The sequence below is a fragment of the Stenotrophomonas sp. PvP093 genome, from assembly GCF_017876915.1.
GTDB classification, from domain to species: domain Bacteria; phylum Pseudomonadota; class Gammaproteobacteria; order Xanthomonadales; family Xanthomonadaceae; genus Stenotrophomonas; species Stenotrophomonas muris.
Map to the genome: position 1 here is coordinate 1 of NZ_JAGIOX010000003.1, position 20,792 is coordinate 20,792.

Sequence of the window (20,792 nt, forward strand, 5' to 3'; positions counted from 1 at the left end):
TAAGAGCAGCACTGCTGCGTCAATTCTAGTGGCTCGATTGAGGGGCTTTGGAAGCGACGCCGTAGCAATTGAAGATCCACCGGAAGCGGTCTTGCATGGCCTGCACGGCGAGGGGCGCTGCTTCCAGATTCCTGCCTCTCGCCGGCACGGAAGCTATCGGGAGCAGTTGAGGCGGGCCCTTCGTACCGGCGTCAGTGCGCTTCTGATCGGCGAGATTCGTGATGAGGACACCGCTGTAGAGGCGATTCGACAGAGTAACGCTGGTCTATTCGTCGTGACCACGATGCATTCAAAGACGCCGATCGAGGCGGTGAAGCGGTTGGTGGATCTTGCATCGCACGGGGACAGCGGGAAAGCCGCAGCCATGCTCGCAACAGGGTTGACTTCCGTCATTCACCAGAGCCTGCATCGAGTCCAGTTGCCGAACGGTACGCCGACCGGCGGTGTGCGGGTGCGCCTTTCATCGCTGCTGGTGTCCGGGGCGCTGGAGTCCGGCATCCGTACCAAGATCCGCGAAATGAAGTTCGACATGCTCACGCAAGACATTGATGCGCAGAACAAGGACCAGGTATGGAATCAGTAACCATGAATCGTAAGCAGCGCGGTGCAACGATGATCGAGACCATGGCTGTGCTCGCCCTCGGTGCCCTCTTACTGGCCGGCCTTGTCGGCTGGTTGACGTGGCGCGCCAGCGAACAGCGCAACGAGCTTGCTGCTGAGCATGGCACGGCGGTTCTGGATGCTGCCAAGACGTACATACGCGCAAATTTTCAGAATCTCTACATCCAGGCCGCCGGTGGTCCTGTGACTGTTCCTGCCAGTTCGTTGTACCTCGGCCAGGGCGTCCAACAGTTCAATGCCTACGCTCAGGTGCCGGAGCTTCGCGTCGTTCGGGACGGGACGGGGCTGGACGGCATGGTCTTCTATCGGGGTGGCCAGCAAATCAGCAAGGGGAATCTAATCTCAATCGCGAACAGCATGGGCTTCGTGGGCGGCTATGTTGCGGCTGATGATCCGGCGAACGCGGTGGGCATGATGCAGCAATGGAAACGTCCGGTCGCCGCCTACGGTGGCAGTCCCGGTACTGGCGTCGTGGCTGTCGCGGTATTCGCCGATATGGCAGCGCAGGGAGGGGCCTACCTCCACCGCAATGCCACCCCGGGCAAGCCGGAACTGAACCGCATGTCGACGGGCATCGACATGGACGGCAATAACATCTCCGGCGCCGGTACGGTGGCCGGAAACCGGATCGAGGCCGGTGGTGTCGAGATCAGTGAGGGCGGCATGGCAACGGCTGCTCTTTCCATCGGCAAGGCCTCATTCGGAGCGTTGCCCTATCCCTATGAAACCATCCAGGTTGCTCCTGGCATGAACTTCCGGGTCGCGTCCGGCACCCAAGAACTCATGTCGTTTGGCGGCCGTGACGTGAACTTCTGGGGCGACGTCAAATCCTCGATGAGCGTGCGGGCCCAAGGGGTCATGGTCAACGACGCTTACGCTTCGGGGAGCTTCCACGCCACTGGATCGGGCGGCGTGTATTGGGATCAATGGGGCGGCGGTTGGTACATGGGTGACCCGTGGTGGATTCGGGCAACCAATGACAAGAACATCTACACGGGCGGCGAAATGCAGGCCGGCCTGGTGCGATCTAACGGTCAGATGGTTGCCAATGGCCGCGCCACGTTCAACGAGTTCGTGCAGATCAATGGTGGTGCCGCGGAGGGCACTGGCTGCAGTCCAAACGGCCTGGTTGGTCGAGATGGCTCCGGAAAACTGCTTTCCTGCACGGATGGGGTCTGGCGCAGCAGTGGCGGCATCAGCACCTTTGTTGTGACGGGCGCAGCGTCGACTTGCGCGGGCCCCACTGGATCATCGTTTGCCTACTGTCCTGATGGCAGCACGCTGATAAGCGGTGGCTCGATGTGGTTGCGTAGCTGCCGTCCTCAGAATGAGCAGTACCGATTCACGACCATGGATCGTCCTGTTGGCAATGCCTGGGAAGCTCGAATCGAAGAGTCTTCCGCCATGGCTTATGCAATCTGTGCCCGCTGATGCCATGAGTACCTTCGACACTCTTCGATATTCGTTGACCTGTGTGGCCGCTGCCAGCGCTTTTTGGTTCACGGGCCCTGCGAGCGCGAGCTCCACCAGCGAGCGCGCCGCCTGCGTCGCAGCGGCGGCGGAGCGCTACGCGGTCCCTTCTCCACTGCTCCTGGCAGTAATGAGGACGGAGGGTGGTACGACCGGCCGCACGTCGCGTCCGAACGGGAATGGTTCGCTCGATCTGGGGCTGATGCAGATTAATGAGATCCACCTCCCTGAGCTCGCGCGCTACGGCATCTCGCGCGAGATGGTGATTCACAACGAGTGCGTCAACATCTTCATTGGCGCGTTCATCCTAAGCCGTGAGCTCTCGAAGCCTGGCGCTGACTACTGGACCAACGTCGGGGCATACAACAGCCGGACGCCGTGCGAGCGGTTCTACTCGAAGGGCAAGAAGTGCCCAAACATCGAGTATCAGCGGAAGGTTGCCCAACACTTGTCCAACATCCTCCAGGGGCGATGACATGCATCCTTTTGTCTACGTTTTGGTGCTCAGCTTCATCGTTATGAACCTCGCAGGGTCAGCCCTCACGTCCTCGATCAACAAGGCGAGGCTGGCTCAGCAGTCTGCGGTCGCGTCATCGCTGGCCATTTTCTCTACCTATGCCGATCGATTCAGCCGAGCAAATCCAAACGCCGACACGGTGATCTCACACGCAGCCGCATCGCTGCCTGGCTGGTTTCAGCCTCATTTTGGCGTTGTGGCCTACTCCTATCAGGGCCACGCGTATGTCACCTATCAGGCTGCGTCGGCCAGAGATGCGTACGACATTGCCGCCGCGTGCCCCGAGGGCAATCGGTGTCTGGTGTCGAATTCTGGTTCGTTGTATGAGCCGGGCTCGTTCGCTCCGACCGGCTCCCTTCCCGCTGGTAGGGGCTTGCCGCAGACCAACGGCGTTGTGATCCAGCCCTGAATTCCATTTCAGCAGATAGCCGCTGCCATGACCAAGATTCCAGCTTTTGATCGCGTGAGCAATCTGATCCTGCTGATTGATGAGTGCCTGCTGCGCGAGGTGGCGGGGCAGCTATATGTGAATCTCAGCCCTGGCAGTATGCAGTGGACACACGTGGACAACGCGGGCCCTGATCGCCTGATGGCCCTTGCGAGCCAGTGTGTGGCACGCCGCGTGGAGCGGGAAAGGCGTGGTGACCTGGTGCCGGGGCGCATTCGTGCGTATCGCAGCTGAGCAGCTACCAAGTCGGGGGAGGCCTTTGGCACGGCTGGCGGGCTTCGCCCCGAGCCGCGTTGCGTCTCGGCTAGGCAGCGCCATCCTCTCCCCTGCGCGCTCCGCTTGCCGAAGCCGCCAGGCCGCTGGCGCAGGCGGCCTGGCAGGGGCCCATTCGCAGCCGCAGCAGCTGCAGAATCGATCAGCTGCCTGCGACCTTCAAACCCAGCGTGGCAATGACTTCGGCCTGGAACTGCCCATCGGTCAGACCGAGTTCGCGCGCGCGTGCCTTCAGGCCAAGAATCGCCGGCCGGAGCAGAACCGCCCGATCGTCAGGCGTCATCGGGGCCACCTTTGCCACCTGCATCCTGCGAGACTTATTCAGCTCAATCAGCCCCTCAGCCTGCAGGTCCTTATAGGCGCGGCTGACGGTCGAAAAATTGACACTCCAGTCTTCCGCCCCCTGGCGGACGCTGGGCAGGAGCTGACCTGGCCGCAGCTTCCCGGTCCTGATGAGCGTCGCTATCCGATCGGTGATTTGCACCGTAATTGGCGTGTGGGATTCGGAGTTCAGGCGCAGGCCAATAGTCATTGGGGAAGTATCAGTAAAGCTGGCGCAATACGCCAGCGGGAAGGGGGGCTTCCGTGGGCCGGTAGGGGCTGGTCAGCCCAGCCCAGGCCTTTCGGCCGCGGGGGCGCCTTGCAGCCGCCCTTGCGTCAGTTCAGGGCGGGCAGCTTGCCGCCCGCCTCGTCTGCAGGCAAGTGGCCGCTGCAGCGGCCAGCCAGGCCGGAGTGCCGGGAGGGCGCCTGGCACGCCCTCCACCCGCTATCGCGGGGGTGCCGCTTGCGCGGCTCATTGCTGCCGCTGACCGGGCGAATGCCCGGTGCTGCCTCGCAGCAGGGTTGGGAACCCGCCTCGTTCGATCGCCTATCGCTTCACGCTGCCCGACCGGCGCGTCTTTGCAAGTGCAGCGCACGCGCTGAGCGCACTTGCAAAGACGCTCATTCCGGTCGGGCCGCTGTTTGCTACGGCGACGAACTCAGCGAAGCAGGTTTCCCAAACCCACTAAGGCAAGCACCGACATTCCAGCCCTCAATCAAACGCAACAGCAAGAGCCGGCTCAGAAGCTCGCAAAGCAGGTTGCGCAAGGCAAAAGGCGGATGTGGTGGGGAAACCGGATAGCTGGCCTCGGGCCGTGACCGACCTCAATTACTGGAGATTTACGCATGAATGCTGCATCCCTCGAAACCCTCATCCTGCCTCTGTCGGCCCTCTATCACTCGCGCCATAACGCGCGGAAGAAGGAGGACTACAGCATCGAGAGTGTCCGCTCACTGGCCGAATGCATCACGCAGGTCGGGCTGCTGCAGAATCTGGGTGTGTATGAAGAGCCGGGCGTTGATCCGGGTGAGGAGGGCAGGCCGTTTGGTGTGGTGCTGGGCGGTCGCCGTCTGGCTGCATACAACATGCTCCTGGAGGAAGGTCGGATCGAGCCGAACCATCCAATCCGCTGTCTGAAACTGGTAGGCGATCTGAAAATGGCCTCGCTGGTGGAGAACACGCAGCGCGAGAACATGCGACCGGCTGACGAGTACGAGACAATCCGTGAAATGTCTGAGGTTCACGGTTACAGCGTAGACCGAATTTCGGACCTGCTTGGAGTCAGCGCATTGGTTGTTGAGCGCCGTCTCCAGCTGTCCAACGCGCATCCCGACCTCATCCAGGAATTCCGCGAGGACAAGATCACCACCAGTCAGCTGGCCGCGCTGTGCACCACGACCGACCGCGCTCGACAGTTGGAGGTTTGGAGAGCTGCAATCTACCCGAATATGCGCGAGCCGAAGGCGCTCCGAAAGGCGGTGCTTGCCCAGCGAATCGATTGCAGCACCGACCCGCGTATCAAACTGATCGGTGGTGTCGCCGCATTCCGGGCCGCCGGCGCTGTGGTCCACGGCGACCTCTTCTCGGACTCGGAGGAGTCGGGCGTCAGCGAAGACGTAGGCCTGCTGGATCAGTTGGTGATGGCAGTGGTCGAATCGAAGATTGCCGAGTTGGAGGCCGAGGGCTGGAGCTGGGTCTCCTACCTGCCGGAAGGCCAAGACCCGGGCTACCACCGCCTTGGGGATGCGGTACCAGCCTCCGTGCTGTCGGATGAGGAGTTTGCGGCTGCACATTCCACGCTGTCCGCAGAGCTTGCTCGCGTCCAAGCGCGCATGGCTGAGATCGAGGCGGCGGAGGACGATGAGGCGTTCCACGCGGAATACGGCCAGCTGGAAGACGAGATTGAGGAGCTGGGCGAACGGCGCGCCGTGGCCTGCGCCGTTTTCAGTGATGAGCAGAAGGCCCACTGCGGTGCCGTGGTTTGGCTCGAAGATGGCGAAATCATGATCGAGCGCGGCAAGGTTCGCACCGTGGATCGTAAGAGCGCTTCGGCGGCAACCGGAACCGGTGTGGTAGGTGGCCGCGAGAAGGCCGCAGCGGGTCGGAAAGAGGCGGCCATGTCCGACGCCATCACGCGTTCGCTGCTTGGCCGCAGGAATTCGATGGTGCAGCTGCAGGTTGCGAATAACCCTCGCGTGGCCAAGGTGCTTCTCGCTGTTTCGATGGCCTCGCTGGTCGTGTTTAACCCCCGTGGCCTTCGTGTGCGCGATCGCGGCGTCTGCGACCTGACCCTCAGCAACTACAGCGACGGCGCTCGCGTGGATCACCCTCTCGTTGGGCCTGATGGTGAAGTTGTCCGCGACCTGCTGCGGAATTCCCTTGCGCCTTTGGTTGAGGGAATGCCCGAAACCCCGAGCGAGCGGTTCACGTTCCTCGCTTTGAAGTCCGACGCTGAGCTTGACGCGATCATCGCGCATGGCGTTGGCGCTGCGGTGTCGGTGAATGCGTTGCACAAGGGGGCGACTGCCGCCCTGCTAGACGCGCTTGATTTCCAGATCGGTGAGCACATGGAAATCACTGCGGACAACTTCTTCAAGCACGTTCCCATCGCCATCACTCTGTCATCCCTGAAGGACGCCGGGCAGGACTACGAGCGTGCAGTCTTGGAAGGCATGAAGAAGGACGAGCTGGCGGCTGAGGCAGAGCGTCGCATCAAGGGCACCGGATGGTTCCCAGAACTGATCCGCTCCCCTGCACGACAAGCAGTGCCGCAGGAGAGCGCGGGCACCAATCAGGCACCGAAGACGGGTGCCACTACCCCGGCCAAGAAGCTGGCCGGGAAGAAGGCCGCCGACAAGAAGCCGGTGAGCAAGGCAGCAAAGGCCCCGGCCAAGCGCGCCAAAGCCAAGTGATGCAGAGGCGCGCCGGTAACCCCGGCGCGCCCTCCCACCCATCTTCTCCTGGAGCTACCCAATGATCTTCTTCGATGCCCATCGCCAACCCGCCCGCGACCAGTACGGGTTCACCGTTCACCCTGACCTGGACCTGTTCACGGTCGCCGGAGCCTATGACCAGAGCGCATTCCGCCGTGCCGGATTCGATCTTTACCAGCTGCCGCTGGAGTCGGACAACCCCACCCTGTTGAAGCGCTATGCGGAAGATCCGCACGCGCTGACCGATTGGGTCCCCGAAGCACCCGAGGGAGGGAACTGGCGTTTGGTGGGCCTGTACGACACCGAGAACGATCCGGTGGCCATCTTCATCCGTCCCATCGCCTGATTCGGGCTGCAGGAGCTCAACCCCATGACGGATTCCATTCTTTCGATGCTCGCCGAGGCCGAGGCCATCCGGGTCCACGGCCAGGTTTCAGCCCGCCACCCGGCCAGCGCACCGCTGGACGGTTTGCTGGCCCTGGACACCGCCTGCAGGAGCTTCGGTGGCCTTCTCCCAAATCGCCGGCGCGTGTCGCTGGGCGAATGGGCGGAGCTCATCGAGCAGTACCCGGACGCCGGCGACGTCCAGGCTGAAATCGTGCGAGCGCTACGGACTATGCAGGCCGTAGCGCAGCCGGCGCCAGCGCCGGCGATTCTCACACCGCGTCCCCGGCAGAACACCACTCCGCCCGCCAATTCAACCCTCTAATAGGAGCGCTTCCATGCTTGTGCTCACTCGTAAGGTCGGCCAGACAATCATGATCGGCGACAACGTTGCCGTTGTTGTCAGCGGAATCGATGCCCTTGGCAACGTTCGGATCGCCATTCAAGCCCCGACGGAGACCAGAATCCTGCGAAAAGAGCTTCTCGCTCGGTCGCAGGAGGACGACGGTCTGGGAGCGGTGCGGCAGTGACTGAACTACCGACGCTTGCCAGGCTGCGCCGTCCGCCTGCATCGCGCTGCGACGCGGGGCAGCTGGCCATCATCGCCGACAGGCTGCAAGAGCTTTATACCGCCTCCCTGCAGGGGGCCGATTTGATCGATCATCTCCTGTCGGCATCTCCCGATAGAGCCAACCAGGTGCGCACGTTGCGCCGCTTGAGGCGGGCTGCAGCAGCATTGGAACGACCGTTGTAAGGAGCAACCATGTCCAGGATTCCACAGCATTTTCTTGACTTGATCGGAACGGAGGATCTGGTGGCCATCATTGGCGCCAGAATCGCACTGAAGCCAGCAGGCGGTGAATTCACTGGCCTGTGTCCGTTCCATAGCGAGAAGACCCCGTCCTTCACCGTAAGTCCCTCCAAGGGCTTCTATCACTGCTTCGGCTGCCCCGCTCATGGAAATGCCATCAACTTCGTGATGGAGTACGAGGGTGTGGACTTTCTCGGTGCAGTTTCAATTGTTGCTCGCGAGCTTGGGCGGGAAGTGCCGCGAGAGCAAAGCAACACATCTTCGAAGGCGGCGGCACCACAACACGCAAGCCTTTACGGGCACTGCAAAGGGGCCGGCATGTTCTTCGTCCATGAGCTCGGTGGCGACGGCTCCGCGCTGAGCTATTTGGCTCGCCGCGGCGTCGGCCAGGCCATCGCCAGCGAGTACGAGCTGGGCTACGCGCCGGATAGCTGGTCCGCCTTGAAACTGGCCGCAACGCTGGCCAAGCCGGGCGCGTCGACCGAACGCGATCTGCTGACCTTGGGCCTGCTGTCGAAAAGCGAGCGCAAGCCTGGCCGTCTGTATGACCGATTCCGCAACAGAATCATGTTTCCAATCATGGACGAGCGCGGCCGCGTCGTCGGCTTCGGTGGACGCGCATTGGGTGATGCATCACCCAAGTACCTGAATTCGCCGGAATCCCCCATCTTCCACAAAGGGCAGATCCTATACGGGCTGTGGCAGGCCGTGCGCCGGCAGCGCCGCCTGCCGCGGATCGTCGTCGTGGAGGGCTTCTTTGACGTGCTGGCCATGGCTGAGTTCGACGCAGCACCCGCCGTTGGCACCATGGGTACGAGCTTCACCGACAGCCAGGCGAAGTTGTTGTTCAAGTACACCAACCAGGTCTATTTCTGTTTCGACGCTGACAGGGCCGGACGCGCCGCTGCATTCAGTGCCGCCCGCACCGTCCTGCCCCACTTGGGCGGCGAGCGCCAAGTGGGCTTTGTGTTCCTGCCCGCCGGGGAAGATCCCGACTCCCTGCTGCGCGGGGCCGGTGTCGAGGCATTCCACGACCAGCTTGCCGCCGCGCAACCGCTGTCGGAGTTCCTATTCGCGGAGCTGAGCCAAGGCGTGCAGCTCTCCAGCTTCGAGGGCAAAGCGCAGCTTGCTGAACGCGCGTTCCCATTGATTGATTCCATCCCCCCTGGCGCTTTCCAAGAGTTGATGCGCCGGCACTTGGTCGGCCTCACCGGATTGGATGGCCGCCCTTCAACGCACTGACCATCAAGGAGTGTTCCGATGACTGTCGCACGTGTCCTACAACTCGACTGGGTTTCTTTGCTTCAGGAATATTGGTATGTGCCGTTGATTCTCATTGCCTGCATCGCGTCCGGTGTCTTCATCAACTGGCATCGGCCAAGGTCGGTTCGCTCGTTCCCTCGGCCCATGCTTGAGGCTGCATTCCAGTTCGACCAGCAGACGCTGAGGCGCTACTACCTAATCGGCTTCATCAGCAAGGCGCGGGTCGAGAAGCAATTAAGGCTGACCGCGATGCAGATTCGCGAGCAGCTCTCCCGAAAGATCTAGAGGAATTCACCATGTCGAACTACCAGCTCAACGGCGCGCCCCTGGACGTGCACGCGCCCGATTCGCGCAGGCGCCTTGCCGCAGCGCACTCTGCGCACGAGCGTCCGCTTTGCCTGTGCAGGCGTCCTCCTATACCGATGTATATCGCCAAGCTGCAGGAAGCATTCATCGTCAAACGCATGCCTGGAACTGGCTCAAAGCACGCGCCTGACTGTGAATCCTATGATCCGCCCGCAGAGCTGTCGGGTTTGGGTGAAGTGATGGATCGGGCAATCAAGGAAGATCCCGAGAATGGTGAGACCACGCTGAAACTCGCCTTCAGCATGAGCAAAGGGGCGAGCCGGAATGCGCCGGTTCCCGGGGACGGAGAGACCACCACCGTCAAATCGGATGGGACCAAGCTGACCCTGCGGAGCGTACTGCACTATCTTTGGGACCAGGCTGGCTTCAACCGCTGGACCCCGGCCATGGCAGGCAAGCGGTCCTATCCTGTGGTCCGCAGGCATCTGCTGCAGGCCGCCTCGGACAAGCGAGCGAAGAATGCTCCGCTGTCCGACAGTCTGTTTATTCCCGAGCCGTTCTCGCAGCCGGAGGCCGATGGGATTGCCGAGCGCGCCCGCCGCCTCTTCAGAAGTATTGCCGGTGTGCGGGGCGGCGTGCGCAAGCTGATGATCGTAGTTGCCGAGGTCAAGCAGTTTGACGATGCAAGATTCGGCAAGAAGGTCACGTTCAAGCACCTGCCGAGCCAGCCGTTCTACATGGATGCTAAGTTCGGTGAGAAGCTGCAGAAGACCTTCGGTAACGAAATCGACATGTGGAACGCTGACGAGGGCGCTCACCTCATGTTGGTCGGAACGTTCAGTGTTCTGGAATCCGGGTTCCCCCAGCTGGAGGAGGCCGCTCTGATGGCAGTCAACTCGAACTGGATTCCCTTCGAGACCTTGGACGACCATCTGCTGCTGCAGCGTCTGCATGCTGAAGGTCGGCGTTTCATCAAGGGCCTGCGCTTCAACTTGTCCAACAAGAAGCCCTTAGCCACGGTGGTCACCAATGATACCTCCCCTAATCCCGTAGCCCTCTACGTTGTGGCGCCCGAGTCCGAGGAGGATCACCTCGCTGCGTTGAGCGCCCTGGTCAAGGACAGCTCCCTGTCGGCGTGGTTCTGGCGCGCTGACGAGGCGATGCCGCCGTTGCCCGAGATCGAGGGGTTTGAAAGCCAGTCTCTGGATCTCGAAGGCGTTTAAGCCAATCGCTAGAGCCCATGGCGATTTCTGTAGCCCAACCACTTATCAAGGAGTAATGACATGTCCGAAGTACCGCCACCGTATCAGCACACCGCCCAGCACACCGCGTATCCGCCCCCGGGCGATGCTGCGGGCTACGTGCCGCTGCCGACTGTCTATGCTGCGCTAGATTTCGTTTTGAGCTGCGTGGACGACACCGACGCCCTGCCCTCCTCAGCGGCCGCCCGTGACTTCCTCGTGCAGTGGCTGCGCCTCGGCGAGAATCCGACGAAGGACCAGCTGGCTGACGCGCGGAACGCCATGGCTGCTGACGCAGGCAAGCTCCTCGACACACTGCACCAAGCTTTCGAGGGATTCATCGCCGACCTCCATCGGCACCCGAGCTGCAGTCCAGGAACCGTGTTCGGAAAGTACCATCTCCCTGTCACGCTGCTGCAGCTGCAGCCGTAGGTCCAGCGCCCAGGTAGGCGCCACGTTTGGGCGGCTTCGGCCGCCCTCTTCGTTCGAGATCATAGGGGGCACCGTCGCTTTGCTCGCTCTTAGCGTGATGCATCACGCCGTGGCCGCGCTGGAGAGGCGCTTGCATCGGCCTATCCTCGCGGTTCCTGTGCTGCCTGCAAGCGCTTCGCGCTGCCTGCGCGGTGCTTGGCCCCTCCGGGTTCCGGCAGCCCCTGAACCGCGCTCCTGGCCTCACAGCGCCCTTCCGGCGCGGCCACGGAGACGAGCAATGCCCACGATTTCAGACGCCGATCGCAACTACAAGCTACCCGCCCGGCCATCCGCCGATCAGATCATCTCTCTCGCGGGCGACATTCTCGCGGGCCGCTACTCTGCCGGCGCAGCGGTCGCCAGCCCGGACACTGCCATGAAGCTACTGCAGCTGAGGATTGGCGACAGTTCGCGCGAAGTCTTCCACGCGCTCTTCCTGGACAATCGCCACCGGATCATCCACGAAGAGACGCTGTTCCAGGGCACGATCAACTCGGCGCCGGTTTTCCCTCGCGAGGTCGCTCGCGCCGCCCTGCGCTGCAATGCCGCTGCCTGCATCGTCAGCCATGTGCACCCGTCCGGAGACGCGGAGCCATCCCAGGCCGACATAAACATTACCGCTGAGCTCAAGACCGTCCTGCAGCTCATCGATGTTCGCCTCCTGGATCACATTGTCGTCTCGCGCATCGAGGCTGTCTCTATGGCTTCGAGGGGGTTGATGTAACGCCCTGCTCCGCGCCGCGCGCCTTAGGCGCGCGGCCAATCCCTGCAGCGCGGTGTCGGCATCTGCACGTAGTAGTGGTGGCGGGTTCCTGCCGGCGTATGTTCGGTGGGATGGACGGCATTTCACGGTGGTAGGCAAGAGCGAATTCATGGCGGCGGACCGCAGTGCGGCCGCACGGCCTGCGGTGCTGCGCATCGAGCCCGCTTGCAGCGGTCTCGCCCCTTCGGGCCTGGTCCTCGCCTTTCCGTGCTGCCTCCGCAGCACTGCGCGCTCCGCGCGCCCACGCCGGGCGCCGGCGGCGCCCGTAGTTTCTGGCGGCCGCCGGCCGCGTCTGCCCGAACCGTCTCCTCCCCAGCCCGCTTCCTGGGAAGCCCGCTGCGGGTCATGATCTGTGCCGGGTGGTGGCCATGCCGTGTTTTTCGCCAGCGCTGGAATCTAGCCCAAACGCAGCCGGTTGCAGGGTCGCTGCGCTTCCCGTTCCACCGGCTGCGCCCGGGCATTCCACGCGCTCACGGCGAAAGAACCCAGCTTGGCAGATACACCCCACCACAAGGAGCATCGTATGACCCTGCAGCACATCCAGGACAGCAACAGCCACAGCGAAGAGCCGGCTCTCGAAGCCCGCCCGGCAGATGTTGTCGAAGCTGAGAGCTACCGGAGCGATTTGACCGCTACCTATTCCCCGGACGACAACAAGCTGAGGCTGTATGCGGCCCGTCGACTCGATCAGGAGACCAAGGACCGTGTGATTGCTGCCGGGTTCAAATGGGCACCCAAGCAAGGCTTGTTCGTCGCCCCGATGTGGACGCCGGGCCGCGAGGATCTGCTGTTGAGCCTGTGCGGTGAAATCGCCGATGAGGACACCAGCCTGACCGAGCGCCAGGAAGATCGCGCCGACCGCTTCACCGAGTACAGCGCCAATCGCCAGAAGGATGCAGACACGGCACACCGCGCTGTAGATGCCATCTGCGATCGCATCCCGCTGGGGCAACCCATCCTTGTTGGGCACCACAGCGAGCGCGCTGCGCGCCGCGATCAGGCACGCATCCACAACGGTATGCGCAAGGCAGTTCATTGCTGGAAGCAGTCGGAATACTGGGCACAGCGCGCTGCCGCGTCGCTCGCGCATGCCAAGTACAAGGAGCGCCCCGACGTTCGCGCACGTCGCATCAAGAAGATCGAGGCGGACAAGCGCCGCGCAGAGCGGGAAATTGCCGAGGCCACCCAGCTTTGCGGCATGTGGGAACGGGGCAACATGCCTGCGGAGCAGGCGTTGAAGCTGACCGCCATGCACAGCCTGTGGTTCACGGTTGAAGTGGACGGCGCAAAGGTTCAGCGCTCCACCTGGTCGCTGCTGGAATCTGGCCAGTGGACAGCCGATCAGGTGGCGCAGCGGTCGACTGCCTCCTATGCAGCCAACATAGCGCGGCTGACGCGCTGGATTGCCCACTATTCCCTGCGCCTGGACTACGAGCGCGCGATGCTCGGGGAGGCCGGCGGACTGCCCGCAGACCGCTTCAATATTCAGGCAGGCGGCTCTGTGCTTGTTCGCGGGGCATGGCACACGGTGGTGCGTGTGAATAAGCGGGGCGGCCGCATCATCAGCGTTCGGACTGATGCGCAGTTCGTCCCTGTCCGTCCCGTTGAAGAAGTGCGCGACTATCAAGCCCCCGCCGAGGGCGCAGGCGAGGAGGCCAAGGGTGCAAAGCTCTTCCTTGGGCCGATCATCAATGTCCCAGGCGCGGGCGTCGTTGAAATGACTGCCGCTGAATTCAAGGCCACCCATCGGGATTACAAGGGCGTCCAGCGTGTAGAGGCTACCCCCACCAGCGCCGCCTATCGCTACCGCTCGGTGGTGCATCAGGGCGCCCTGGTTCAGGTCTACCTGACCGATGCAAAAACGGTCACGCTGCCGGTTGAGTAAAGAAATCGGCGGCCTGCCCAGCTCGGTACGGCCGCCGATTCAGCGTCTCATCTGCTGACACGCAGAGGAATTATCATTTCGCCGTTGCTTCAGGAGTTCAACCATGAACCACGACAAGTCTCGTGACCTCGAAATAGCCCGTACTATCGAAGGCACTATCCGTGCCAGCGTGCTCAAAACCTGCTTGGTGGTTCTGATTTTGTTCGGTACCGTAGGCATGTCAGCGGACTTGATAGGGCCTCTCCCTACTGCCCTGGTGGTGTTGTATCAGGTCTGTCTTGGTGCTGCCGTCGTAACGTTCATGTTGTATGCGCTGCTGCATTGGCGAACTCGGCGCGCAATTCGGCGCCTGAACGATCCGCGCTGACTGACGCCACCTTCGGGTGGCGTTTTCATTTCTGGCCCTCGCAGAAGCCTACTGTCGCCGCTCGGCCTGCGGTACTGCGCATCGAGCCCGCCTGCAGCGGTCTCGCCCCTTCGGGCCTGGTCCTCGCCTTTCCGTGCTGCCTCCGCAGCACTGCGCGCTCCGCGAGCCTGCTTGCCCCGGGCATGACCGGTACCGGCTTCGCCGGCAGGCCGCGCCCTGCGCGCCCAGGAGCACCGCCGGACCAGGTAGCGATCGCTACGCGCTCGCCGTGGCCGGCGCTGGCCAGCGCCAGCGACGTAGCGGGATAAATCCCGCCACCTGGTCCCCACCGCGCCGCCGCCCTGCAGGTCGCGGCGCTCCTCGCCCACCCCTACTCCACCGCTGCCGGCGGCCCCTGCGATCTATAGAGGTTCTCCGGGGCCTGGCCGCGGCGTGCACCGCACGCCGGCCGTGGATTAGGCGTGGACGAGCACAGCCAACGGCTGGCCAGCTCGATGCCGGCAGCATCGAGCTGGCCAGCTGCCCGAGCTTCAACGTCCAGGGCACGCCCGGCGCGCTGCAGCTGCAGCGCGGCCGGGCTGGAAGGAAGCAGCGCGATCGCAGCGCCAGCCACGTCCCGGCCTGACGCTGGTCGACCTCGATGCCGTGCGCAGATCCGGCGCCGATCGGCGCCGGCAGTCCCCTCGCCCAGGGCGCGCGGGCACCGGTCAGGCCGGGCCTGCCCGGTGGTGTCCACCGGCTGCGATCGCCGGCGGCTTGCAGGCGATCGCAGCCTGCAGAAATGGTTCTCGATCAACTGCGATCGCGCGGGCGGCGCATGCCGTGCCCGCGCGTGGGAGCGGCACCCGCAGCATTGTGCTCGCAGGAATCGATGCCGGCGATGCCGGCAGCTCTATAAGGCGATGGACATGGGCGCGCCGCCTGCCGATGGCGGCCGGCGAGCCGCATGCCGGGCGACCTCGCTGGCCTGCTCCTGCAGGCCTGCGCTGCGCGCACCACTTCGGGCCGGTGTTCCCACCACTCCGGCCGCTCCGGCGGCCTCCGGGTGGCGCGTGCGCATCCATCGGTGCCGCGGGGCGGCGCCGCCCCGCTGATGCCTACGCAGGCACTTACCGGCCTCAAGGGCCGGGAATGGCCCCGTGTCCTCGCTGCGCTGCGGGCCGCGCCAGGCCATTCCCTGCGGCCTGCGGCCGCCATCCTTGATGCCAGCGCCTGCTACGGCCTCCTGTCTTCGTTCCGAAGCATCCGGCGCCCTGCCGGCTGCGCCGACCGGCCTTGAATGCCCCGGCACTACGACCAACGAGGACCCCCATGCAAGAAGCCATCGCATCGCTGCCGTCCGCCCATGCAACATGTGCTGCGGTAGTCGCGGCATTCCATCTGTGGCATGAGCGCCGTGAAATGATTCCCGCCCTGGCCCGGCAGCTTTCATCGGTGCCCGGATACGCCAGCAGCTTCGACCTGGATTACGCCGAAGGCGATTGCGCAGGTCTGACCATCTTCGAGGTTGATATTCATCGGGGACGCGAACAGCACTTCCTCGGCGTGCTCTACGGAGAAAGCGTCATGACGGTGTTCCTCTATAGCCCACGCACTTTCACGCTCAGTGCTGGGCGCGATGAGTCGGCGGACTACGACTCAGATCAGATGCTGACCTCCGATCCGCGCAGGATGGACGAGCTCGATGCCGTTGGCATGTTCCACCAGGTGCCGAAGTGCCGTCCTCGCCAGTTGGCCACTGTGGATCTGGCGTTCTGATACGGGGAGCTAGGCATCCGCCCTGCCCTACCGTCCCCCCCTGGCCACGAATGGCATACCGCTGCGACTTACGAGGAACCCCATGCAAGAATCCATCGCCTTGCCCGACGTCTATACCGCAACCGCCGCGATAGCGGCGGCATTCCATCTGCGACACCTGAACTGCGGGACTATGCATGAATTGGAAGTAGACATCTCTTCGATGCCCGGGCACGTCACAAGTTTCGTCTTGGACTTTGCAGGCGGCAACTATTCTGGGGTGAGCATCCTCCAGGTCGAATCGATTCACCGTGGCCCTGAGCCACAGTATGTCGGTGTCGTGTACGGTGAAGTCACTCTCGGGGTGTTCCTCTACGATCCTGACATGTTCACCCTCACCCCCGAGCGCGACGACGACGCCGATTACGACTCTGGGCAGATGGTCACGGCAGATCCTCAAGCGATGGGCGAGTTGGATGCATTTGGCCTGTTCTTTCAGCTGGAGAACGTCCAGCTACACGAGCTGGCCAGCGTGGATTTCATGTTCTGACCTTGACCTTGACCTGACACCACTGGGGCCGCGATTTGGCTCCACTGGACGCCCGCTGTTCTCACCGCATGAGAAATCAAACCACTAGACTTGCCTAGTAACAAGTCCAACAACTATTGGAGACTTTCAGTGACCAGAGACCAAACCACTCCGCCGCAGCCGGCAAATAAGAAGGTGCGCATGAGATCTGAACCCCCATTGATGGGTCTTATTTTCGCCGGGATTTTCTGGCATTCGGGCCCTGGGTTTTGTGTGATGACTCATCTCTCCATTCCACCCAGATGGATCTTCGCAGTGATCGGCTTCGGTGTTGGTGCTGCTATTGGCATCGCGATGTTTGGCCTTTTGCGAAAGGGGCTTGCAGCTCCAGCAGGACAACCTCCCACCGCATGAGTTGGTCAGCTCGCTTGACGTCAGCGAAGTGAACTACCCCGAAGTACGGTCTCGACCTTAGAGAAGGCCCGTAGCTCGCCCTGGAACGGCTCGATTGTATGCATGCGGCGCCTTGTGGCGCCGCTTTCTATTTCGCTACAGACTCTCTGCCTACGGCCCGAGGTGGGCGGTTACCGCCAGCCTCGCCCGTCCCATACTGCGAACATCTCCATTCTTGCCATGCTCTCGCCCGCATACTGGTGGTCGCACTCCGATACGGGCTCGTATCTCCACTTCAACTACAGATGTGTGGCCTACGTGCAGCCTCGCCAGGACGGAAAATGGAGGCACGTCCTTCGTTGGCAGGGCCGGGAGTTCGAGTGCACTGCCGGAAGCCGTGCCCAGGCTATACGCTGGATCGAGGCGTGGATCAGGGTAAGACCAGGTGAGCTCCCGGCGCTTCCTCGGCGTCGCTCCCGGCGGTGATGCCGATCTGTGGTAGTGGGCTCAAGCGGCCGCCGGCTGCATCTGACCCCTGCGCCGGCAGGACCAGAACCCCGCCTGAACCGCATGCCGGGCGTTCCTCGCAGGCCAGCTCCTGCAGGCCTGCGCTGGCACTGCCGGCATCGACCAGGTTCTGGTGTTGGCCAGCACCAGCAGCAAATCAACCGCGCGATCGCGCGGAACCGGCTCGGCTAGGTAGCCGATGGCGCGATTCTGACCTTGACGGGCGATTGCTGCGCATCTGTGGACGCCCGCGTCGATCGCGCAGACGCGTCCGGAAGCGTTGAATCTGTTCCCCCTGAAGAACACGAGCTGCCGCACTACTGGGCGATCTACGCCTTTGACGAAGTAGAGCGCTGGATCTGGATCGCAGACGTGCTAACCGAGCGGGCAGCACGGTTGGTTGCTGGCGCGTACCTGTTACAGGCTTCGCCTTGGTGGAAATGCTGAGGCAGTGTGAGGCTGCTGTGCGGCCTCAATTTGCGCGACGCACCCGCCCCGCAGGCGGGCGCAGCATTGAGAAGCCTTTCATGACCGCGCGGTTTGCGCCGCGCGGCAGTGGTCAAGCTTCCGGCCGAGTCAAGCAGGAGGGAACTGTCGCCTCGCGTGCACCACTGCCACGATCTCCACAGCGGTCTCGCAAACCCGGTAGAGAATCACATAGCTACGGGTTGCAACGAGCTCTCTGAATCCAGGTGCTCTTTGACTTGGCGGGTAGAGGTAAGGATGCTCGGATAGAGGCTCTACGATCGTTCGCAGATCTCGCCACAATCGCTCAGCAGCTGCTGGATCAAATTCGCCGACGTAATCAACAATCTCGTCCAGGTCGGCCGCAGCAGAGTCGCGCCAAACGACAGGAAGCATCAACGAACCTGATTGCGATCGCGCAGCGCCTGAATGCGGGCCGCAACTCGCATGTCCATCTCATCAAGCGTGATGGTTGGACGTTCGTCGCTTATGCTTTTTTCGACCTTCTTCTGCAGCCAAGCGTTGTATTCCAACTCGCCCTGGGCGGTCGGAAAATCGTAGGCGAGCTCGGAGCGGACGGCGTTCATGGGTCGAGTATAGACCCGATGACAGTCGCTGTGTCACCGCCGAAATTCAGCTTTGTCTAGTGCCCGTTTAGCCCCCTAAATCACATCGAGTGCCCGCCGGGGCGGCCTTCGGCCCGGTCCCCGCGGCTTTGCCGCGCCTTCGGCTGGTGCTCCGCATCGAGCCCCTGCGGGTCTCGACCCTTCGGGCCTGGGCACCTATGCCCTCCGCGCTGGCTCCGCCACCGCTGCGCGCTCCGCTTGCCAACGTCGCCGGCATAGCCGTCGCTCTGTACTGCGCATGGCCGTCCTGATCGGACGCGCAGCCTCCTGCAGCCCGCCGTGTTCCGTGTACCCCATTTCCTTGCCGCCGGCCTGGTTTAGCTCAGTCCGCGCTGCAGCGCGTAGCCGTCGGCGCCGCCGCCGGAACGGCGCAGAGGCACGTTGCGGGGCTACCGCCCCCTGTCCTCGCGGCTCCGCCGCTCGCAACGTCGACCCCCGGGGAGGGCGCGCCCTCCCCCGCCCTGCCTCCTCGGCAGGGCGGCCCCCCCTCCCTGCCACACCGCCCGGCTGCGGCGTCAAAGGCCACTCGGGCGCCCGTGCCGCAGGCTACGCCAGCGGCCGCGCCAGCGCCCTCCCTGCGGCTGTGCCGCCCTTTGACGCCGCACCGGCCGGCGCGGCTATGGGGTTTCCGTTCGGAGCACGCGCGGCCTAAAGGCCGCTCGGCGTCCGACCTACACCCACACAGGAGCACCACCGCATGATTCTGACCGCCACTGCCCTGCCCGCAAAGCAGACCAGCGCCCGCCGCGTGAACCGTCTCGGCGCAATGGAAATTCCCGCTGGCCACATCGTCCGAGTTGGCAACAAGCTGCATGCCAAGCCCGTCCGCAACATTGGTCCTCGCGATGAAGAAACGCTGCAATTGGCGGTCAAGGATTTCGGGTTCCTGCTGCAGCCCAACGCGGTCCTGTCGCTGGCCGGCTTCGCGTCCTGCATCGAGCTCTACACGCGCGATCTGAAAGCGCGTCGCGTCGCCGACACCCTGCACCGCCTTTCGGCGTAATCGAGGAGGTGGCCATGAACTCCTATGAGCTGAATCACTTCATCGGATCATCCCAGCGCCTGATTCTGTCGTGCGCTTTGCGCGGCACGGAAGGCGCCTACTTCCGCCGGGTAATCGACGACCTTTCGCATCGCATTGCGCAGATGCCTCGCGTGGGAGCCAACGCGCCGATCTGCGATCCGAACTCTGAGACCGTGCACCTTCACTACTTCATGGGTTCGCGCCATTGGTACGTCCTGGCACGTGACGCGTCCCACGCCCAGGAACGGGCTTACGGCGTCTGCCGGTGGGGGTCAGAGGAGCCGGAAGCAGCGGGCTACTTCCCACTCAACGTACTGCTGTCCGCCGGCGCGGAACTCGACATGTACTTCGAGCCAACCCCGCTTGCAGAGCTCAAGCGAGCGTGGGCGCGGGAATAGCCCATCCATCTAGCGCCGCCGCGAGGCATTCCACTTCTGTCGCCGGTCTTCCCGGCGACATTTCACCGCGAATCGAGATGGCCAAGAAACTTCCATCCAATCTTTCAGAGCACCAGCAGGAATTCGTAAAGCTGGCGCGCGCGAACTGTGGCCGCCAACGAATCCACGAGGTATTCCGCGATTTCTGCGAAATGAACGCGCTGTCGATCAGTAATGCGGTCGACCAACATCACTACAGTGAACGCGAAGAGCGCTATCTGCAGCTGGCAGCTCACTACACCAAAGATGAGGTCGAGCGATTCGGGGCGATGGCGGCACGCGTCGTTCTCGGCCTTGAGCAGCAATTCGGCGATTTCCTGGGCGAGGTGTTCATGGCCCTTGACCTTGGGGACAACTGGAAGGGCCAATTCTTCACGCCCTACCAGGTCTCTTCCTTGATGGCTCGACTGACGCTGGGTGTTGATCGGCAGGGGATCGAACAGCGAGGGTTCCTGACTGTGAACGAGCCCGCTTGCGGCTCAGGGGGGATGGTTATCGCGTTCGCGGAATCTCTCCTGGAGCAGGGGTTTAATCCAGCTGACCACATGCATGCGGTTGTGACCGACATTGATTCAACCGCTGTGCACATGGCCTACATCCAGCTTTCTTTGTGCGGCGTACCTGCTTTCGTGCTGCACGGAAACGCACTCCAACCAGGCACGGTCTGGAGCAGTTGGGTCACGCCGGTCCACGTACTCAATGGGTGGAGCGAGCGCTTGCGCAATCGCGACCGCATCGATGCGATGCGTTCACTGCTGGACCCAGCTGGTGCGCATGAAAGCACCACCCATGCAGCTCCGCTGCCGGCATCTGATTCTTGCGTGATCCCGAGTCGAGCTGACCTCGTTGCGCATCATGCCGGTGACGCGCAGCTGAGCTTGTTTGCATGAAGCTGCGAGCAACTGCCAGTGCAACGGCGGCTGCTCGCGTTGCAGCGAGCAGCAAGGCTGTCCGCAGACACGGCACGCGCGCCTCTCGCAGGCACGCGGAGCTTGGCTC

At 63.0% G+C, this 20,792-nt stretch carries 24 protein-coding genes; 21 read left to right on the forward strand and 3 right to left on the reverse strand.

The window, feature by feature from the left end:
• The 5 genes from J3A72_RS02395 to J3A72_RS02415 form a co-directional block, all read left to right on the forward strand.
• A partial coding sequence (locus J3A72_RS02395) for an ATPase, T2SS/T4P/T4SS family (RefSeq protein WP_209571892.1) occupies positions 1 to 583 on the forward strand: 583 nt, incomplete at its 5' end.
• A 2-nt stretch (positions 584 to 585) separates the two neighbouring features.
• The gene (pilV, locus tag J3A72_RS02400) at positions 586 to 2,052 is read left to right on the forward strand and encodes a shufflon system plasmid conjugative transfer pilus tip adhesin PilV (RefSeq protein WP_209571894.1); all 1,467 of its coding nucleotides are present in this window, start codon (positions 586 to 588) and stop codon (positions 2,050 to 2,052) included.
• A gap of 4 nt (positions 2,053 to 2,056) precedes the next feature.
• Positions 2,057 to 2,566: a lytic transglycosylase domain-containing protein gene (locus J3A72_RS02405; protein ID WP_209571896.1), complete on the forward strand. Its 510-nt coding sequence runs from the start codon at positions 2,057 to 2,059 to the stop codon at positions 2,564 to 2,566.
• Between the two features lies 1 nt (position 2,567).
• Positions 2,568 to 3,017: a hypothetical protein gene (locus J3A72_RS02410; RefSeq protein WP_209571898.1), complete on the forward strand. Its 450-nt coding sequence runs from the start codon at positions 2,568 to 2,570 to the stop codon at positions 3,015 to 3,017.
• 27 nt (positions 3,018 to 3,044) lie between these two features.
• Positions 3,045 to 3,290 (forward strand): hypothetical protein, encoded by a 246-nt coding sequence (locus J3A72_RS02415; protein WP_209571901.1) that lies wholly within the window; start codon positions 3,045 to 3,047, stop codon positions 3,288 to 3,290.
• A 181-nt stretch (positions 3,291 to 3,471) separates the two neighbouring features.
• Here J3A72_RS02415 and J3A72_RS02420 read toward each other — a convergent pair whose 3' ends face one another.
• Complete coding sequence (locus J3A72_RS02420) at positions 3,472 to 3,861, reverse strand: GntR family transcriptional regulator (protein ID WP_209571903.1); 390 nt, start codon at positions 3,859 to 3,861, stop codon at positions 3,472 to 3,474.
• A gap of 635 nt (positions 3,862 to 4,496) precedes the next feature.
• Here J3A72_RS02420 and J3A72_RS02425 point away from each other — a divergent pair.
• The 11 genes from J3A72_RS02425 to J3A72_RS02475 all read left to right on the forward strand — a co-directional run bounded on the left by J3A72_RS02425 (position 4,497) and on the right by J3A72_RS02475 (position 14,075).
• Entirely contained in the window at positions 4,497 to 6,563 is a 2,067-nt protein-coding gene (locus J3A72_RS02425) for a ParB/RepB/Spo0J family partition protein (protein ID WP_209571905.1), read from the forward strand.
• 61 nt (positions 6,564 to 6,624) lie between these two features.
• The gene (locus tag J3A72_RS02430) at positions 6,625 to 6,930 is read left to right on the forward strand and encodes a hypothetical protein (RefSeq protein ID WP_049428192.1); all 306 of its coding nucleotides are present in this window, start codon (positions 6,625 to 6,627) and stop codon (positions 6,928 to 6,930) included.
• A 24-nt stretch (positions 6,931 to 6,954) separates the two neighbouring features.
• Positions 6,955 to 7,293 (forward strand): hypothetical protein, encoded by a 339-nt coding sequence (locus J3A72_RS02435; protein ID WP_088435630.1) that lies wholly within the window; start codon positions 6,955 to 6,957, stop codon positions 7,291 to 7,293.
• Positions 7,294 to 7,306: 13 nt separating this feature from the next.
• Positions 7,307 to 7,498 carry a carbon storage regulator gene (locus tag J3A72_RS02440; protein WP_049428186.1) on the forward strand — a complete coding sequence of 64 codons (192 nt, stop codon included), beginning with the start codon at positions 7,307 to 7,309 and terminating at the stop codon, positions 7,496 to 7,498.
• Positions 7,499 to 7,731: 233 nt separating this feature from the next.
• Positions 7,732 to 9,021 (forward strand): DNA primase, encoded by a 1,290-nt coding sequence (gene dnaG / locus J3A72_RS02445; RefSeq protein ID WP_209571907.1) that lies wholly within the window; start codon positions 7,732 to 7,734, stop codon positions 9,019 to 9,021.
• 18 nt (positions 9,022 to 9,039) lie between these two features.
• On the forward strand, positions 9,040 to 9,327 hold the full coding sequence (locus tag J3A72_RS02450; protein WP_005421353.1) for a hypothetical protein: 288 nt from the start codon (positions 9,040 to 9,042) through the stop codon (positions 9,325 to 9,327).
• An 11-nt stretch (positions 9,328 to 9,338) separates the two neighbouring features.
• Entirely contained in the window at positions 9,339 to 10,571 is a 1,233-nt protein-coding gene (locus tag J3A72_RS02455) for a DUF1173 domain-containing protein (RefSeq protein ID WP_209571909.1), read from the forward strand.
• A gap of 60 nt (positions 10,572 to 10,631) precedes the next feature.
• The gene (locus J3A72_RS02460; RefSeq protein ID WP_209571910.1) at positions 10,632 to 11,021 is read left to right on the forward strand and encodes a hypothetical protein; all 390 of its coding nucleotides are present in this window, start codon (positions 10,632 to 10,634) and stop codon (positions 11,019 to 11,021) included.
• Positions 11,022 to 11,298: 277 nt separating this feature from the next.
• Positions 11,299 to 11,784 (forward strand): DNA repair protein RadC, encoded by a 486-nt coding sequence (radC, locus tag J3A72_RS02465; protein WP_245336353.1) that lies wholly within the window; start codon positions 11,299 to 11,301, stop codon positions 11,782 to 11,784.
• A gap of 562 nt (positions 11,785 to 12,346) precedes the next feature.
• Complete coding sequence (locus J3A72_RS02470) at positions 12,347 to 13,708, forward strand: DUF3560 domain-containing protein (protein WP_209571914.1); 1,362 nt, start codon at positions 12,347 to 12,349, stop codon at positions 13,706 to 13,708.
• Positions 13,709 to 13,811: 103 nt separating this feature from the next.
• Positions 13,812 to 14,075 (forward strand): hypothetical protein, encoded by a 264-nt coding sequence (locus tag J3A72_RS02475; protein WP_049428175.1) that lies wholly within the window; start codon positions 13,812 to 13,814, stop codon positions 14,073 to 14,075.
• Between the two features lie 370 nt (positions 14,076 to 14,445).
• On the opposite strand, the gene J3A72_RS02480 is transcribed toward J3A72_RS02475, so the two are convergent.
• Positions 14,446 to 14,688 (reverse strand): hypothetical protein, encoded by a 243-nt coding sequence (locus tag J3A72_RS02480; RefSeq protein WP_209571915.1) that lies wholly within the window; start codon positions 14,686 to 14,688, stop codon positions 14,446 to 14,448.
• A 698-nt stretch (positions 14,689 to 15,386) separates the two neighbouring features.
• On the opposite strand from J3A72_RS02480, the gene J3A72_RS02485 reads away from it, so the two are divergent.
• Both J3A72_RS02485 and J3A72_RS02490 read left to right on the forward strand, forming a co-directional pair.
• A complete protein-coding gene (locus J3A72_RS02485; protein ID WP_209571917.1) occupies positions 15,387 to 15,833 on the forward strand; it encodes a hypothetical protein in 447 nt (148 codons plus the stop codon).
• A gap of 82 nt (positions 15,834 to 15,915) precedes the next feature.
• Positions 15,916 to 16,362: a hypothetical protein gene (locus J3A72_RS02490; protein WP_209571919.1), complete on the forward strand. Its 447-nt coding sequence runs from the start codon at positions 15,916 to 15,918 to the stop codon at positions 16,360 to 16,362.
• A gap of 1,739 nt (positions 16,363 to 18,101) precedes the next feature.
• On the opposite strand, the gene J3A72_RS02500 is transcribed toward J3A72_RS02490, so the two are convergent.
• Positions 18,102 to 18,293 carry a stability determinant gene (locus tag J3A72_RS02500; protein WP_088435622.1) on the reverse strand — a complete coding sequence of 64 codons (192 nt, stop codon included), beginning with the start codon at positions 18,291 to 18,293 and terminating at the stop codon, positions 18,102 to 18,104.
• A gap of 736 nt (positions 18,294 to 19,029) precedes the next feature.
• On the opposite strand from J3A72_RS02500, the gene J3A72_RS02505 reads away from it, so the two are divergent.
• The 3 genes from J3A72_RS02505 (at position 19,030) to J3A72_RS02515 (ending at position 20,683) form a co-directional block, all read left to right on the forward strand.
• Positions 19,030 to 19,335, forward strand: a complete 306-nt coding sequence (locus tag J3A72_RS02505; protein ID WP_088435667.1) for a hypothetical protein — start codon at positions 19,030 to 19,032, stop codon at positions 19,333 to 19,335.
• A 14-nt stretch (positions 19,336 to 19,349) separates the two neighbouring features.
• The gene (locus J3A72_RS02510; protein ID WP_088435666.1) at positions 19,350 to 19,754 is read left to right on the forward strand and encodes a hypothetical protein; all 405 of its coding nucleotides are present in this window, start codon (positions 19,350 to 19,352) and stop codon (positions 19,752 to 19,754) included.
• A gap of 77 nt (positions 19,755 to 19,831) precedes the next feature.
• Entirely contained in the window at positions 19,832 to 20,683 is an 852-nt protein-coding gene (locus J3A72_RS02515) for an N-6 DNA methylase (RefSeq protein ID WP_088435665.1), read from the forward strand.
• Positions 20,684 to 20,792: the final 109 nt, after the last annotated feature.